This is a genomic window from Alcanivorax sp. HI0044 (genome assembly GCF_001634945.1).
This window is the reverse complement of record NZ_LWEZ01000557.1, coordinates 1-17,154: the sequence shown is the minus strand read 5'-3', so window position 1 is coordinate 17,154 and position 17,154 is coordinate 1. Positions and strand designations below refer to the sequence as shown.

Sequence of the window (17,154 nt, the reverse complement as noted above, 5' to 3'; positions counted from 1 at the left end):
ACTTTCGCACTGTATCTATTGAGGAGAAGCGCCGAAGCCAATAGCGTAAACCTCACACCAACAACAAAGCCGTAAATGCCATGCTCTCATTGAAGAGAATCGCCTTTGGACTTGCGACAATCAACATTCCCTTAACCGCCCTGGCCGAGCCCTCTGAGCTGGATGTCATAAAGGTTGATGGCACGCGGATGGAGCGCAGCCTTCTTGATACTCCTGCCGCCGTTAGCGTCGTGAATGCAGATTCCGCCCAGCAGGGCCAAAAGAACATTCAGCTTGATGAAAGCCTCGCCCGAGTGCCTGGGCTTTACCTGCAAAACCGCTATAACTTCGCTCAAAACCAACGTATTTCCATCCGGGGCTTTGGCGCGCGCGCGCCCTTTGGGGTCCGCGGGTTACGAGTCCGGGTAGATGGGTTTCCCGAAACACTACCGGATGGACAATCACAGGTAGACAATATCGACTTGGACTCCATGTACCAGGCAACAGTATTACGTGGGCCAGCCTCCGTTCTCTATGGCAATGCCACCGGTGGCGTAATCGATATTGAAACTCTTTCCGGGCGGAACATAACCGGAAATGGTGAGCTGAGTTTGTCGAGTGGCGCAGATGGCTTCCGCAAAGCCCACTTGAAGAGCGGTGGCCAGAAAGACAATGCTCATTATTATCTTGGCCTCAGCGGTCTCAACTACGCCGGCTACCGTGATCAAAGCGCGGTGGAGAAATACCAACTTAACAGCCGGATTGGTTGGGAACTCGGCAACCATCAGGAAATAGACCTGTTCCTGACGGCATTAGATACTCCTTATGCCCAGGACCCTGGTGGACTAACCCGCTCCCAGGCTCACTCAGACAGAAAGCAGGCCACAATGCTTGCCGATCGACTGGATGCAGGTCAGGAAGTTGATCAACAACGCCTTGGCTTCCGTTATCGCAATACCTCCTTGGCAGGAGGCGTATTACAGACACGGGCATTCATTAGCCAACGCGACTTCACCCAACAACTCCCATTTCCCGGTAGCAGCCTGATTGATTACCAGCGTACCTTCTACGGCGCAGGTGTAGAGTACAGCCATAATATGAACCTCTTCGGCCTGCCACACCGTTACCTGGTCGGCGTTGACGTAGACCGCCAACAGGACGACCGAGGACGCCGGGGAGTGACTTTCAACGGAGTGATTACCGGGCGCACCGCCAATGAAGACCAGATCGCCACCAGCAGTGGCATCTTTGTACAAACTGATACCTTTCTGACCGACAATCTCACCCTTTCTTTAGGAGCAAGAGCCGACCGAATCCAGTTTAAGGTGGAGGATGATTTCCTGAGTGATGGTGACGACAGCGGCGAACAGCAGTTTAATGAAGGCAGTTTTAGTGTCGGCGTTGCCTGGCATGTCCTTCCTGCTCATACACTCTATACCTCTGTCAGTTCAGCCTTTGAAACCCCCACTTTCACTGAGCTGGCAAATCCGTCCGGTGCAGGCGGGTTCAATCCAGACCTTGAACCACAAAAGGCATTAAATCAGGAGCTTGGCATCCGCGGTACCATTAGCAACGATCTACTCTATGATCTCACACTATTTAGCGTAGCCGTCAAAGACGAGATAACCCCTTATGAACTGGGCGGCCGAACCTACTACGAAAATGCAGCCCGCACACGCCGTGAAGGCCTTGAGCTGTCGTTAGAGCATTTCACCACAGAAACACTGACCACAACGGTCGCATGGACATGGGCACAATACCGCTTCGATCGATTCTTCGATGAGCAACAAGGTGTCGATGTAAGCGATAACCACATGCCAGGCTTGCCACAGCATATCGTTTTTGCCGAAGCCGCCTGGCGTCCTCAAAACGGCTTTTTTGTTATTGGCGATGTTCGTTTTGCCAGTGAAGTTTATGCGGAGAACACCAACCAAACTCGTATAGGAAGCCATGCAGTGGTTAATGCGCGGTTCGGAAAACGCTGGCATTTTAATCGTCAGGAGCTGGAGTTACACGCCGGCATCAACAATCTTTTCGACCGTGACTACTACAGCAACATTCGAATCAATGCCAATAGCGACAGGCCAGACCCCGCTGACCGCGGCTATTTCGAAACAGCGCCTGGTCGAACCTTGTATGCTGGAGTAACTTTAGGGTGGTAAGTATGAAATATTGGTTAGTGGCACTACTGATATACTCTCTTCCCCTTCAGGCCCTCCAGCTGGGTGATGCAGCACCAGATTTTGAGGCTGAAACCACTATGGGGGCCGTGCACCTCGATCACTGGAGGAAAGACCACTGGGTCGTCTTGTTTTCTCATCCGGCCAGCTTCACTCCTGTATGCACTACCGAGCTCGCTGCAGTGGAACGTTTACAAGGTGCCTTTGAAAAACGAAACGTACGCCCACTCGCTTTGGCAGTGAGTCCGCTGGGTGACCTGAAAAAATGGCTTGATGACATTGAAGAAAGCCAGGGTGTCCGACCATCCTTTCCTGTAATATCGGATCAGTCGCGAAACATCAGCACACGCTACGGCATGATGCACCCTCGTTCGAACAACGTAACAACGGTACGCAGCGTTTTTATCATTGATCCGCGTGGGCGCATTCGCCTGAAAATAGATTACCCACCCAGCATTGGGCGGAATTTTGATGAGATCCTACGAGCTATTGATGCCTTACAAACCTCTTATCGTTACCCGGTATTAACACCTGCAGATTGGCAACCTGGTGACAACGCGATTATTTCACCTAAATTATCTGACGGTGATTCAAAGGCACTCTTTCCCGATCAGGAAGAAGCCATTCTTCCCTACCTGAAATACACCCCCCTTCCCTGATAAAACATACATTATATTTTATCATTTAATTGATCCTTTAGTCGCACGACCAAACGCTATATTCCAATCACTCAATACAGTACCAAGGCGGTATTCTTCCTTTATTTTACGCTCCCCATACTCGTTGCTAGCAACATGATAGAAACTTTAGGGAGCGTAAGATGAGAAAAACCAGTGCAGCAACTCTATCCCGGTCGGCATTATGCCTTCTGCCCTTCCTCGCGGTGCAATCAGCCAATGCCGAAATAACACTGTATGACGATGACGGAACCAGCTTCAGCACTGACGGTTACATTAATGCTTTTTATGTAAACAACGACGTAGACCGTGCCGGCGATCAATTCGACCGCAGACAATCAAGAGTTAAAATGGGTTTCCTGCCAAACTATATTGGTTTCAATATGAAACGAGAAATAGGTGATCTTACACTGGGCGCAAGGTCATCCTTCTGGGTCACCATTAATGACAGTGAAACTGCCGCCACCGGCACGGCTATTGATGTACGTCAGTTTTATGGAACTATTGGTGGCAGCTTCGGTGAGGTGCTTATTGGTAAAGATTTCGGGCTCTTTGCTCGTTCCAACATCCTCCGCGACGAATTGCTCATTGGGTTTGGCCATTCCAGCGATGTCGTGGGCCTCGTTGATGGCGGTGGCGTATCTTTCGGGAATATCGGCACCGGCTATCCCTACGCCTTCCCAAGCTCGCAAATCACCTGGCGGAGCCCTGAAATGGGCGGTCTAAACATTGCAGTGGGGATTCTAGACCCATACGACACCAATGAAGTGGGTGCGCCAGGCAAGGCATATCAAGACACCCCAAGAGTAGAAAGTGAAATCAGCTACCAGGCAGACATTGGAGGAATGGAAATTTATACATGGGTTAACGGTGCTTATCAAAACTCCGAAAATACAGATAATACCGTTACTGATATCACATCAGAAGGCGTAGGTTACGGCGCTCAAATCAAAGCCGCTGACTTAACCCTCACCGCTTCCGGTTTTGATGCTACAGGTATCCATCCCTTGTTCACTAATAACGCTGGCCAACTCCCACTCCAGGAAGTTGATAGCAATGGCTACCTTATACAAGCGGGTTATCAAATCGGCAAAATGCGAGTTGCGGGAACCTATGGCCGAACCGAAGATGATGGCGTTACTGGTGGAACAGCGATTGATTACGAAAATAAAGGCGTAATTATAAGTTACGCAGCCAATGATTATCTTAACCTGGTAACCAACTTCAGTCGTGTTGAGCTGGATGACGAAACAGTAGGCGAAATAGAGACAACTGACACACTTGCACTGGGTGCCACGGTAGCCTGGTAATTAATAACCTCAAATATCAAAGGGTGAGCGCCATGGCACTCACCCTTTTTTACTGAATAAAATTATGGTAAGGCTGTGTAATTCGCTTTCTCAAGCGAGCCAGAGGGATAAAATCGCCGGCTTCCACGGCAGCACTAACGTCACAAATATCGGCCTCTCTAAGTATTGTTATCGGATTAACCCCAGCCATGAAACGGTAGCGCTCATGGTAGGTAAAACACTCATTTTCAAGACGCTTCCGATACGCATTCAACCACTCAGCCAGAACCCTATCGTTACGCTCAAGACCTAGCTTATCAGCCAAATGGTGGTCACTCGATTCATCATTTTTCCATTCCATTAAATAACGGAATGAAGAATTGTAATCTGCTCCCTTCCTATGCAGGATGGACAGCCATTGGTTAATCAATACTGAATCTTCTTCTCTCGACATCATCAACCCCAAGCGAGAGCGCATTCCACATAGCATCGCTTTTTTACGCTGGTCATAAAAACTCTCCAATATGGCGTTTATTTTTTCTTCGTGCAGCAACAATCGTAATGCCCTGCCCAGCACCTCAAGTCCAAACCTGATAGATTCAGACTGGGAAGAAAATGCATATACGCTGTCAACTGCATCGCAATCTTCTGTCAGTAAAGCCTGGCAAGATTCCAGAAAAGCTCCTGCGCCGGGATCAAGAGTCACACCTAGAGCGGAAATATCATCTGTATTCAGTGTGCCAGCGACAAACCCCCAGACCTGCCACGCTGCAGCAAGATGAGCGGCGCGTTGTACAGAGTGTTTAAAAAACTGCTCCACGCTCATTTCACCACCTTCGCCATAACAACCACCAAGGTGAGCAATCAAAGCCTTCATGGCTGCAGCGTTCCCCCTGGTAGCCAGCCATTCGAAATGGCCAACTCGAGCATGAGATGGAGAAAGGCGAATCACGGTTGCAGACTTCTCCAACTGATCACGAAAAATTTTTCTTTTATGATTACAAATGCTTAGCGGAAGACTGGTTGGTATCCCGATACCATAGAGAGCGTGACTGACAAGATATTCCTTGACCGCACTACGCAACCCCAAATAGCCATCACCCCTAAGAGCATAAGGGGTTCTTCCCCCACCCTTTAAGTACATTTCCATACGACCTAACGGCGTAGCCACTTCCCCCAAGAGCAAAGACCTTGCATCACCAATACGATCGTTGAATACCCCATGGCGATGTCCTGCATACTTTTGTGCCAACGGAGACATACCCGGTAAGAGGATGCTTCCAGAATGCAGGTTTTTCAACGTTGAAACGCCTTCAACATGGGTCCGGAGCTGCTGAACATCGAGTTGCAATAAACGTAGGGCCATAGGAGAAATATCAATCAACTCTTCCACAGGTGACCATTCTGGCGCCTGGGCTGACCACAGCATGGGGGGAAGGGACTTCCAGGCATTGGCTATCGAGAGAACTGCCCACGGGTTATCTTGCTTATCAGGAAGTTCAAGCATATTTCCTTCTCACAACAATAAAAAAGCCGCCCTGAGGGCGGCAATAAGACGTCAAGACAGACGACCAGGAGAAATCATTCAGAAAAAACCAAGCGGATTGGTATCGTAGCTGACCAGCAAGTTCTTTGTTTGCTGATAATGGTCAAGGATCATCTTGTGAGTCTCACGACCGATGCCTGATTTCTTATATCCGCCAAAGGCCGCATGTGCAGGATAAGCATGGTAGCAATTAGTCCAAACACGCCCAGCCTGAATACCCCGCCCCATTCTAAAGGCAACATTCATATCCCGACTCCATACACCAGCCCCAAGGCCGAATTCGGTGTCATTGGCAATTCGCAGAGCTTCTTCCTCATCCTTAAAGGTAGTCACACCAACAACTGGACCAAAAATCTCTTCCTGGAAGACGCGCATTTTATTGTGTCCTTTAAGAAGGGTAGGCTGAATATAAAAACCGTTACCAAAATCCCCTTCAAGATATTCACTACCACCACCTGCGAGTACCGTTGCACCTTCCTCTTTAGCAATACTCATGTATGACATAATCTTGTCATACTGCTCTCGAGAAGCCTGTGCGCCTACTTGAGTTTCAGTATCAAGTGGATTACCACGTTTAATCGTCTTGATTCGTTTCAATACGCGCTCAATGAAGTCGTCGTACATACTCTCTTGAACAAGGGCACGAGAAGGACAGGTGCAAACTTCGCCTTGGTTAAAATAAGCTAAAACCAAGCCCTCAACAGCTTTATCAATAAACGACTCTTCGGCGTTCATAATATCCGCGAAGTAAACATTTGGAGATTTACCGCCCAACTCTACAGTAGAGGGGATAATATTCTCAGCAGCACACTTTAGAATGTGAGACCCAACAGGGGTTGAACCGGTAAAGGCGATTTTTGCAATTCGCTTGCTGGATGCCAGAGCCTGACCCGCCTCTTGACCGTATCCGTTCACCACATTCAGTACACCAGCAGGCAGCAAATCGCCAATACACTCCATCACCTTGAGAATGGAAACCGGGGTTTGTTCGGCAGGCTTCAATACAATGCAGTTACCCGCTGCCAGTGCTGGAGCCAACTTCCAGGCTGCCATCAAGATTGGAAAGTTCCATGGAATAATTTGCCCGACAACGCCAAGGGGTTCATGAAAGTGGTAAGCCACTGTATTTGAATCGATCTCTGCAGCAGAGCCTTCTTGAGCACGAATACAGCCAGCGAAATAACGAAAATGGTCAACGGCCAGGGGCAAATCTGCATTCAATGTTTCACGTACAGCCTTACCATTGTCCCATGTTTCTGCGACTGCAAGAGATTCAATATTTTGCTCAAGACGATCCGCGATTTTCAACAATATGTTGCTACGTTCTGTCGCTGAGGTTTTTCCCCATTCCCCAGCAACTCGGTGAGCGGCATCCAAAGCCAAATCCACGTCTTCCGCACTTGATCTGGCCACCTCACAGAAAACGTTACCATTTACCGGACTAACATTATCGAAATATTGTCCTTTCACCGGTGCAACCCACTCACCCCCAATATAGTTTTCGTAACGCTCTTTAAACGAGACAACTGAACCTTCGCTACCAGGATTTGCATAAATCATTGCCTGATTCCTCTTCTAATTGCTTGACGTCCGCGCTTTGATAAGTAGCGCCTGCATAGTCAGAATAGGATGACGAGGGCCAGGGACGCATGCTACCAAGGGAGTAATTCTTCTCCTCATTTGGTCTTAAGGGTTAACGCTTTCCCACCATGAATCTTCATATTTCCGATAGAAATGACTAATACTCCGGGTTAGCTCAAACTTTGCCATCGGAATATCAGAAAGCAGATCAGGAATATCACTATCTATAAGTTCATTAGCAGAACGTCCAGCAGCAACTCCGCCTCTCATCAGCGAGTCAAGCCATAAAAGCCATGCACGTGTCTGCTCAATCGGACCCGAATCACGAGCGAGAGGGCCATGACCGGGAATAATCACTGCTGGGTTTAGCTCTGCTAGTCGGTCTATTTCTTCCAGCCAGATATCAATTCCAGGAGAGTGAGGAGTGGTTGGTGCGCGGTTCCAAAACAGCATGTCCCCGGCAAACAGAATTTTTGTCAGAGGGTCATATACAACGAGATCATTGCCACTATGACCAGAAAACCTGATTAATTTTAGTGGGTATCCAGAAAAACTCTTCACCCCACCTTCAACAGTAACACTCGGTAAAATAACAACCGTGTCTTCGCTATATCTTCCCACACGTTCGTGCACTGTTTTGAGATAAAAATCACCATGTTTCATTAACAAATTTCGTGTCTCAGAAAGCGCCATTATCGGCACATCTGAAAATGCACTATTACCAAAGATATGATCCGGGTGATGGTGGGTATTGATCACCCAGCGAATGGGCTCATCGGTATATTCTGAAATAGCCTCTCTGAACCTCCGACCGTAAGCAGCTGTTGCCCCCGTATCGATTACCACTACCCCATTCCCCGTGGCAATGAATGAGCTGTTACTTATGTCACCCCTATTTTCTTCACTAAGCTCCTCTGGCACCCCCTGGACCATCCATACATTTTCTACAACTTGATGAATATTAAGATCTTCTCCATGCACTGGGGCCGAAATTGCCGCAAGAAACAAAGTAGCTAACGATAACAAGACTCGATAATCAAATTTGTGATTCCAGTACATTAGCATTGTTATCTCTAGCCTTCATCTTGTATGGGGTTCTTTCATCGCCTTTCATTTCAATCGTTAAAACTGGATTTTCACTAATGGAGGCATGCCATTTCATATCCGCAACCGTTTCCCCTTTACTGCTGATTTTCAGCTCTTCGATATAGAAAGGGATCTCACTGGGAAGGAGACCGCTTTCCATCGGATGAATAATCAAAAAACGAAGCCGACTACCCTGCTTGGCAGGAAACCTGCGCCCTCTAACCTGACCAAAATCTTTGGACCAATTCTTGCCGGAATTAGCGATACCTGGTGTTGAACAACCTCCCCCTGCGCCGTCAATAAAAGTGCTTCCAACATGCCATACACCCTGGCTTAACAAGGCCACCCTGACAGGAGAGCCTTGCTCCAGGCGGATATTCAACCCTACTTTTGCCAGCCCTTGTGTACCGGGGTTGTATTCAAAAACCATAGGTATAGGATTGAGCTCAACCCAAAGCAGCATTTTATCAAACTTGCCATTAAGATGACTGGCATCTATTTCTACCGGAACCTGCCCTGAGTCTTCGGCAAAATCAGGGGCGGTTATTTTCACTCTCGAGTCAAAATGTACTGGTGCGTTGGACAGATAACGATCCTGATATAGCTCCCACATGAATGAATCAAGAGGATCCTTATCTTGACGAGTATTGTTCTCTTGCGCTGAACTTATACTGATAAGTAGAAGGAACAATAGCCCGGGAAACACCATTACAGATCGCATTTTACTGTCCCATTGTTTCCATGCTGACCGTCTCAAGCCAGGTTCGGATAGCCCACAAAGCTTCCTGACTGAGATAATCGGCCATTTTCGGCATCAGAACGCGACCATTGCGCACAGCTCCATTTACAACCCGTTCTTTGTACCATTCGTCACCGTAATCACCGTTTTCCAGCTCTCGCAGATCAGGCGCTATACCTCCCGACTTGGCTTCCAGGCCATGACAAGCTGCACAGTTCTGGTTATACGCAGAGCTGCCAATATCCACAGCCAATTCATGCTGCGGATGATCTTCACGGTAAGGGTTGGTATCGCGCCACTCCTCACCAAGAGTCTCCAACCCGCGAAGATCTACGCCTTGTGGAGTCACATTACCGTGGCCATGGACCACCACAGAGCAACCTAATAAAGCCACACTTCCCACTATGCGCATCATTACATTCATACTTCACTCCAACCAATGGATTGCATTATGGAAATCAATCTAACAGCCACCTGACAGATTCAGCACTAGCCCTTCGGGCCATCATGCGTACTCCCTTAGTCGTAGCCCCAAATGGTTAGATCATTTACTTCCACTGACGGTATCTTGCAGCCCCTGATCTCTGCCTGAATGGATACACCGCGTTGCTGGGGATTCTCAAACTGGCACGCCGTAATTTCCCATGCACTGATCCCATTACCGCCAGTGCGATCAGATATTAAAACCAGAGCAGAGGCTTGCGTTATGAGGAAAACAAACTACAACCCACCGCACCGAGGGAGACTGTCCCGCATGATCGGTGTCATATCGATGTCCACCATGCTGACTGCATGCAGTAGCGGGACAGTTATTGCTGAAGAAGGTGTCACCTGGAAAGATATCGCCAATGACCATAAAACCACTGAAGATGTGCTTATGTATGGCATGGGCACCAGCGCCCAGCGATACAGCACGCTAGACGACATTAATAGCGAAAATGTCTCGATGCTTACCCCTGCGTGGTCTTACTCATTCGGTGATGAAAAGCAGCGAGGCCAGGAATCTCAAGCCCTTGTGCATGAAGGCGTGATCTACGTAACGGGTTCCTACTCCCGTGTTTTCGCTGTTGATGCTAAAACTGGAAAACGCATCTGGACTTATTCACATCGTCTACCTGACGACATTCGTCCTTGCTGTGATGTTGTAAACCGCGGTGCCGCCATTTATGGCGACAACATTTTCTTTGGCACCCTTGATGCCAGCGTAGTGGCTCTGAACAAAGACACGGGTAAGGTCGTTTGGCGTAAAAAGTTCGCCGATCATAAAGTCGGTTATACAATGACTGGCGCGCCAACCATTGTTAAAGATCAAAAAACCGGCAAAGTTCTGTTGATTCATGGCTCTTCCGGTGACGAATTTGGTGTTGTCGGGAAACTGTTTGCGCGCGACCCTGCAACGGGTGAGGAAGTCTGGATGCGTCCTTTCGTGGAAGGGCACATTGGTCGTCTTAACGGTGAAGACAGCACCCCAAGTGGCGACCCAAGGGCGCCTAGCTGGCCTGATGACCCCAATACAGAAACAGGTAAAGTGAAAGCCTGGAGCCAAGGTGGTGGTGCACCATGGCAAAGCGCTACCTTTGATGCATCAACCAATACCATCATCATCGGCGCTGGCAACCCGGCTCCCTGGAACGGCTGGGCGCGTACTGCACCAGACGGTGACCCTGCCGACTACGATAGCCTATACACATCAGGCCAAGTCGGTGTTGATCCAACTACCGGTGAAATCAAGTGGTTCTATCAACATACACCTAACGATGCCTGGGATTTCTCGGGTAATAACGAAATCGTTCTCTTTGACTACAAGGACAAGAAAGGCAAGAAACATAAAGCCGGCGCTCACGCTGACCGCAATGGTTTCTTCTATGTGACCGACCGTGCTAACGGTAAACTTCTCAATGCATTCCCATTCGTAGACGGTATTACTTGGGCTAAAGGTATTGATCTGGATACCGGTCGCCCCATTGAAGTCGATGGCCAACGTCCTGCACGTCTCAAGGATGGTGAAACTCGATCCCCAGCAGTTGAGGTTTCTCCTCCTTTCCTTGGCGGCAAAAACTGGAACCCTATGGCATATAGCCAGGACACGGGCCTGTTCTACGTTCCTGCCAACCACTGGAAAGAAGATTACTGGACCGAAGAGGTTGAATATCAGCCTGGTTCTGCCTATCTCGGCATGGGTTTCCGCATTAAACGGTTGTTCGACGACCACGTTGGCATCCTTCGTGCTATGGATCCGACTACCGGTAAAGTGGCCTGGGAACATAAAGAACCCATGCCTCTCTGGGCCGGCGTGCTCGCAACCAAAGGTAACCTGGTCTTCACTGGTACAGGTGACGGTTACTTCAAGGCCTTTGACGCGAAAACGGGTGAAGAGCTGTGGAAGTTCCAGGTCGGTACCGGGATCATTTCTCCACCGATCACATGGGAAATGGATGGCGAGCAGTACATTGGTGTAACAGCCGGGTACGGCGGTGCAGTACCACTCTGGGGCGGTGACATGGCTGAGCTAACCAAGCCTATCTCCCAAGGCGGTTCTTTCTGGGTATTTAAACTCCCCAAATTCGCCAAGGACCTGGCCAGCAAGTAACAGGAACGTCAGCCCGCATTGCGGGCTGACGCTTTTCCAGGAGAATATAATGAAACTTATAACGTTATCTCGAGCAATAACTTTAGTCACTTTCCTGGCTCTAAATGGCGGCGTTCATGCTGACGACTTTAGCGCGGACATTCCCAGCCATAATGGTTGCCAACTTAAGCCAGCCACCGACTGCGCAGGTGCGGACCTAAAAGGTGCGGACCTTAGCGGCTTAGACCTGACGGGAGCAAATTTTGCAGGCGCCAATCTTGAAGGCGCAGACCTGCGACACAGCAACCTTAAGGGAGTCAATCTGGAAAAAGCCAATCTTCGCAACGCGAATATGAGCCGGGCGCGCCTAATGAGCACCAACCTGCGCATGGCAGACCTTACCGGCGCTCGCTTGATTGCCATACAAAGCTGGAACCTGTTTGCCCAGAAAGCAATTTTTCACAACGTGGATGCAACTGGTGCGAATTTGGAGTTTGGCCGGCTGACTCGTTCTGAATGGAACAATGCCAATATGACAGGCGTCAACCTGGAGATGGCCTGGTTCAATAAAGCAAAACTCAATGGTGCTAACCTCCAGGATGCCAACCTTCAAGAGGTTAAGCTAAACCTTTCCAGTTTGCGCAATGCCAACCTGGAAGGCGCAAACCTGCGCTATGGAAACTTCCAGAGCATGGACATGCACGGGTGCACCGCTTGCCCCTTTGATTGGGCTTATAAAGACGGACCTGGACCGTAAACCGCGGACTTCAGCCCCCTTCTCTGTCAGGCGGGGGCTACTCTTCTTTTCCTTTTAACCTGCCGGACAAATTCTTCAACGCCATTTTCAACTTTAATGGCTTCAATGGCTTGTAAATCTGCATAAATCCATTCTGGATACAGCGTTGTTTTAGCTCTGCACTACGATCAGCCGTTACCAGCATTACCGGTAATGGGATTTGACGGCCAGAATTAATGAACGTTGCAACAGTAATACCATCATCTGTCCCTGGATCCAGATGATAATCCATTAGTAATACATCAGCGTCGTCAGCGCCGGTATCCACCTTACTACGTAAAGAGGCTAACGAATCAGCGACCACCACATCACACCCCCACCCCTCCATCAAGGTTTGCATCCCAATGCAGATTGCCTCATCGTTATCAACCACCCAAATACGCAGTCCTTGCAGAGATTGATCTACAAAAGGGTCTTCTGACAAAGCTCTGCGGATATAAGCCTCAGGCTCAGCAATAGGGATTAATAAACCAAAGCTTGACCCTTTCCCATCTTGAGAGTGAAAACGCAAGGGATGGGAGAGTATATCGCTAATTTTTTCCACAATAGCCAAGCCCAGACCCAAGCCTCGCTCGTGGTGTCTTACGGCTTGCTTTCCACGTTTGAACTCTTTAAATATTTCATCATGTTGATCATCACGAATACCTATTCCGGTATCAGTGACCACAACCTCAACCCCCTCATCGCGTTTCCGGCAACCCAGTAAGATCGAGCCACTTTCTGTATAACGAACCGCATTAGATAACAGGTTACGAAGGATTCTGCTTAATAATTGTGAATCAGATCTAACCAAGGATGCGCAAGGAACATAACGAAATCGCAGACCTTTCTGTTGCGCGATTTGCCTAAACTCTTCAGCTAGAACATCCAGTAAACGACTTAATGGAAAAACTTCGAGCTCAGCCGTTACTACTCCGGCATCCAGCTTTGAAGCATCTGAAAGTGTAGTAATGAGTGATTCAAGATCAGTCAGCGCTGTGCTGATATGAGCGAGCTGAAACGTCATATTCTCTGGCTTTTCCTGCAACGCACTGGTGAAGAGCCGAGCAGCATTCAGTGGCTGCATCAAATCATGGCTCACCGCTGCAACAAAGCGTGTTTTAGAAAGGTTCGCCTGCTCCGCTTTTTCCCGTGCTTCGCGTAGCTGCATTTCTATGTGGCGACGCTCTTCTATTTCTTCCAGTAGTTTCTGGTTTACATCACGTAAGTCCTGAGTCCGCTCACGCACCTGCTCGGCCAGAACAACTGAATGCTGAAATGCTGCATAAGGGGCGGTGGGGGCCATATTGCTTGCCTCCACCCTTTCTATCAAGGCATCACAAATCCTGCTCAGCCTGGCATTTTCAGCCATTAGCCGTGCTTCATGGAGGTCCCAGGGAGAGCGCTCCCTCTCAGTCGGACCCGATTCAGAGACGGTTTCTTTGTCCAATGACAACCCCGGTCAATGTGTGATTAAGGTGCATACCGTCAACATGCTCCCCATAGGTACTGAAGCCGATCACCCCGTATCGACGAAGCAATGCCGATGCCTGGTCCACCATACCTTCCGACTCAATTTGCGCATAACGCATGCAGCAATCACACCCAATCGTTAACCATGATGGTCCCATACGACGCTCTATGGCACTGAGTTTGGTTTCAAGATCATCAAGCAAGGAGTCGGTTTTCATTGCTGTCAAAACGATGCCATTTTCAACTGCACAATAAAACGTCAGGCTAAGATCATCGTTAACTCGCTGGATAGAACGTGCATAGTAGCCATCATTAATACGTACCGCTAAAGGCGAACAGGCGAATGTCATATCGTCCAGCTCTTCAACCGAAACACCGATCAGCCGTGCATAGGCTTTTGCCGCTGGTTCAGCATTGAGTTCATAGACGGTACGCTTTTCCGGATCCGCAGAAGTAACTACAAACTTGGTTTTTTCAGGAATTAAATGATGGGTGCTGAACACTTCGAAATCTAATGAGGTAGAAATCATTATCACCGTGGCGGCTTCGCTGGTGAAACCGCCATCGCTATAAACATAAGTGCCGCTTAATCTATATTCATCCCCCGCCGAGCCACCAAAGCAGGCAATACTGCCTAACGCCGAATTAAGCGTAGCCAAGACCATTTCTTCATTCACTGATAGCCCATCCATCAGCGTTAGCACAAAAGTATTGTGCTCTGCGGGTGACTCCGTCATACCTTCGCTGCACTCGGTTAGCAAGCCATCGACAAGCTGCTGGGCATCGAGAAGGCCGAAACTGTCCACATTTTCCACAAGCTTTTGACTGACTGTGAATAACCGGCGATCAAACCCAATGGCCACAATTGATCCCTGATCATACCCTTTGGAAGTAATTTCACCGCAGGAGGTGCAGCCTGACATGGGAATTCCAGCGAAGTTATCCCGCATGGCTGCAGCCAGACGATCAAGATCATATTCCACTGAGCAAAAGAACAGTACGAAACCCAAGTTCGGGTTTTTCAGCTTTGCAGCCAGCTCGGCAGCTGCAACCTCTTCATTGGCGGCATTACTGAACGTTGTTAGCACAGCGTTTAGAGGGGCGGCAGTCATCAGACTCTCCCGTTTTTTATTGTCGCGCTATTTCCTGGCGCCTTTGCTGGCTAATTCTGCGGAATATTGTTGTCCCAGTGAAGGAAACAGTCGTTGGGCTTTTGTTACTCGATTTATCATAACAAACCGAATCATTGAGCATGCCTATTGTTCCGCCATACGACCTGGATGTTTCAAATAGGCTCCAAAATCGATATCACTTGCTGACAGAATCGCCTGTACTCGATTTGTGGCTCCCAGCTTTCTCAAAATGGCTGATACATGAGCTTTCACCGTACTTTCAGCAATGCTCAACTCGTAGGCAATCATTTTGTTGGATTCGCCCCGGGTCATTCTTTCAAACACCTGAAGTTGTTTACGTGTCAGACTTTCCAATAGCTCGGGTAACAACCCTGGCTCCTGATGACGCGCCTGCACAGAACCACCGCCTGATCGAATAATATCTGAGGGAAGATATATCGACCCGGAAAGAATTTGCTCAAGTGCACTAATCATCTGTTTACGGGGTGTCGATTTGGTAATAAACCCTACAGCTCCGTAAGTCACTGTTTGCAATATAACTTTTTTATCTTCTTCGGCAGAAACGATCACCGCAGGCACACCGGGAAACTGGTTTCGCAGTTGCACCAGCCCACTCAAGCCCTGCATACCTGGCATATTCAGGTCCAACAGGACCAAATCGATATCATCGTTCTGATCGATGATCTCTATAGCACCATCAAGCCCCGAGGCTTCCAGCAAAGTGCTTCCAGGAAAGCCATCATCAATTACACGAGCAATAGCCTCGCGGAAAAGAGGGTGATCATCTGCGATTAGGATTTGGTACATGGACGGCACTCTCCTATCACCCTGAAGTACTGGGTTATTGTACTTATCGTCAGAGACTCCATGTTTAGCTGGCTCAAACAATGACCAAGCCAGTCTAAACAGCCTGTATCGTCCACTACTCTATGGTCTTAAGACTGAAGGCGCTATTGTTCTAAAGTAGTATTTTCCTGAATAGGAAATAACGCCCCGCTGGACAGCAGGGCAAAGAAATGCATAAAACCGGTCAGAATGCAGAGACACCGCCGTCCACCGCAAGAGTCTGCCCATTCATATAGCTGTTGGCCGGGGACAACAGCATCAGCATGACCGTAACGATTTCTTCCGGTTGCCCCAGGCGCTTCATCGGGCACCCTGCGGCCAGCATGGCATGCACGCTGTCCTTGTTCTCTGACAGGTTGCCTTCATCCACCATCGGCGTGTGCGTGTAGTACGGGCAGACCGCATTAACGCGAATATTACGCTTGGCATATTCGATCGCCGCCGTGCGGGTCAGGCCGATAACCGCGTGCTTGGCCGCCGAGTAGGCACCGATCTTGGGCGCACCGCCCAACCCGGCCATGGAACTCACGTTGACGATACTGCCACCGCTGGCCTTCATGGCGGCAATCTGGTGCTTCATGCCGAACATCACGCCTTTCACGTTCACATTAACTTGCTGATCCAGCACTTCTTCGGTCAGCTCCGCGAACGGAATAAAGCCGTGGGCGATACCCGCATTGTTCACCGCCAGGTCCAGGTGGCCGAACTGGGACAACGCCGTGTCCACCATGGCCTTGCAGTCAGCCTCACTGGAGACATCACAACGCAACGCAGCGACCTTAACGCCCTGCCCCGCCAGCGCATCGGCCAGCGGATTCAGCGCATCCATATTGATATCGCCCAGCACCAAGGCGGCACCGCGCTTGCCCAGTTCTTCTGCCAGCAACTTGCCAAACCCGCTGGCGGCACCGGTAATCAGTGCCGTCTTGCCGGTAAAATCGAGAATCGGATCCATTGTGCTCTCCTTCGTGGAACCGCGGCGAGGCAAACTCACTCTCCGCTTTCAACATCCATCACTTGCTACAAAGCCGCTGCAGGAGCGCCGTTGAGGGCGCGAACGAAGGTGGCAAAACGCTAAGCAGCAGTACCCTAAAAATCCACCCCGCTCTGCCATACCCAGAACGCCCTTCGCGCTGCGCGCGGTTCGTCCCCTGGAAGGGAACTTGTATGTTTGAATGCTCTTCCTGCAACCATGCAGGACTTGCCGGGGTGGAGGGACCAAAGGAGCATCTGACCCAAGGGTACAGACGGTAGGAGATTTGGCCCCACCCCGCACCTATT

General features: G+C 49.4%; 14 protein-coding genes. 5 read left to right on the top strand and 9 right to left on the bottom strand.

Annotated elements, in window-relative coordinates; translation table 11 throughout:
* Positions 1-80 precede the first annotated feature (80 nt).
* The 3 genes from A3730_RS06660 to A3730_RS06650 all read left to right on the top strand — a co-directional run bounded on the left by A3730_RS06660 (position 81) and on the right by A3730_RS06650 (position 4,146).
* Positions 81-2,141: a TonB-dependent receptor gene (locus A3730_RS06660; RefSeq protein ID WP_063519150.1), complete on the top strand. Its 2,061-nt coding sequence runs from the start codon at positions 81-83 to the stop codon at positions 2,139-2,141.
* Positions 2,142-2,143: 2 nt separating this feature from the next.
* The gene (locus A3730_RS06655; protein WP_063521264.1) at positions 2,144-2,818 is read left to right on the top strand and encodes a peroxiredoxin; all 675 of its coding nucleotides are present in this window, start codon (positions 2,144-2,146) and stop codon (positions 2,816-2,818) included.
* A gap of 161 nt (positions 2,819-2,979) precedes the next feature.
* On the top strand, positions 2,980-4,146 hold the full coding sequence (locus tag A3730_RS06650; protein WP_063537752.1) for a porin: 1,167 nt from the start codon (positions 2,980-2,982) through the stop codon (positions 4,144-4,146).
* 49 nt (positions 4,147-4,195) lie between these two features.
* Here the strand turns inward: A3730_RS06650 and A3730_RS06645 are convergent, their stop codons facing one another.
* The 5 genes from A3730_RS06645 to pedF form a co-directional block, all read right to left on the bottom strand.
* Positions 4,196-5,632 carry a protein adenylyltransferase SelO family protein gene (locus A3730_RS06645; protein ID WP_063519222.1) on the bottom strand — a complete coding sequence of 479 codons (1,437 nt, stop codon included), beginning with the start codon at positions 5,630-5,632 and terminating at the stop codon, positions 4,196-4,198.
* Positions 5,633-5,710: 78 nt separating this feature from the next.
* Entirely contained in the window at positions 5,711-7,231 is a 1,521-nt protein-coding gene (locus A3730_RS06640; protein WP_063519221.1) for an aldehyde dehydrogenase family protein, read from the bottom strand.
* A gap of 126 nt (positions 7,232-7,357) precedes the next feature.
* On the bottom strand, positions 7,358-8,317 hold the full coding sequence (locus A3730_RS29510) for a quinoprotein relay system zinc metallohydrolase 1 (protein ID WP_082872280.1): 960 nt from the start codon (positions 8,315-8,317) through the stop codon (positions 7,358-7,360).
* On the bottom strand, positions 8,289-9,059 hold the full coding sequence (locus A3730_RS06635; RefSeq protein ID WP_231880543.1) for a quinoprotein dehydrogenase-associated SoxYZ-like carrier: 771 nt from the start codon (positions 9,057-9,059) through the stop codon (positions 8,289-8,291). The genes A3730_RS29510 and A3730_RS06635 overlap by 29 nt, the downstream gene beginning before the upstream one ends.
* A 1-nt stretch (position 9,060) precedes the next feature.
* On the bottom strand, positions 9,061-9,492 hold the full coding sequence (pedF, locus tag A3730_RS06630) for a cytochrome c-550 PedF (protein ID WP_063539295.1): 432 nt from the start codon (positions 9,490-9,492) through the stop codon (positions 9,061-9,063).
* 357 nt (positions 9,493-9,849) lie between these two features.
* Between pedF and A3730_RS06625 the strand changes: the two genes are divergently transcribed.
* Together A3730_RS06625 and A3730_RS06620 are read left to right on the top strand one after the other, a co-directional pair.
* A complete protein-coding gene (locus tag A3730_RS06625) occupies positions 9,850-11,667 on the top strand; it encodes a PQQ-dependent methanol/ethanol family dehydrogenase (RefSeq protein WP_369819046.1) in 1,818 nt (605 codons plus the stop codon).
* A 49-nt stretch (positions 11,668-11,716) separates the two neighbouring features.
* Positions 11,717-12,403: a pentapeptide repeat-containing protein gene (locus A3730_RS06620; RefSeq protein ID WP_063520207.1), complete on the top strand. Its 687-nt coding sequence runs from the start codon at positions 11,717-11,719 to the stop codon at positions 12,401-12,403.
* A 37-nt stretch (positions 12,404-12,440) separates the two neighbouring features.
* Here the strand turns inward: A3730_RS06620 and A3730_RS06615 are convergent, their stop codons facing one another.
* From A3730_RS06615 to A3730_RS06600, 4 genes are all read right to left on the bottom strand, one after another.
* The gene (locus A3730_RS06615) at positions 12,441-13,793 is read right to left on the bottom strand and encodes a hybrid sensor histidine kinase/response regulator (protein ID WP_231880635.1); all 1,353 of its coding nucleotides are present in this window, start codon (positions 13,791-13,793) and stop codon (positions 12,441-12,443) included.
* Positions 13,794-13,848: 55 nt separating this feature from the next.
* Positions 13,849-15,006 carry a nitric oxide-sensing protein NosP gene (nosP, locus tag A3730_RS06610; protein WP_063520205.1) on the bottom strand — a complete coding sequence of 386 codons (1,158 nt, stop codon included), beginning with the start codon at positions 15,004-15,006 and terminating at the stop codon, positions 13,849-13,851.
* A 144-nt stretch (positions 15,007-15,150) separates the two neighbouring features.
* Positions 15,151-15,834 (bottom strand): response regulator transcription factor, encoded by a 684-nt coding sequence (locus A3730_RS06605; protein WP_063520204.1) that lies wholly within the window; start codon positions 15,832-15,834, stop codon positions 15,151-15,153.
* A gap of 223 nt (positions 15,835-16,057) precedes the next feature.
* Positions 16,058-16,828 (bottom strand): SDR family NAD(P)-dependent oxidoreductase, encoded by a 771-nt coding sequence (locus tag A3730_RS06600; RefSeq protein ID WP_007150678.1) that lies wholly within the window; start codon positions 16,826-16,828, stop codon positions 16,058-16,060.
* Positions 16,829-17,154: the final 326 nt, after the last annotated feature.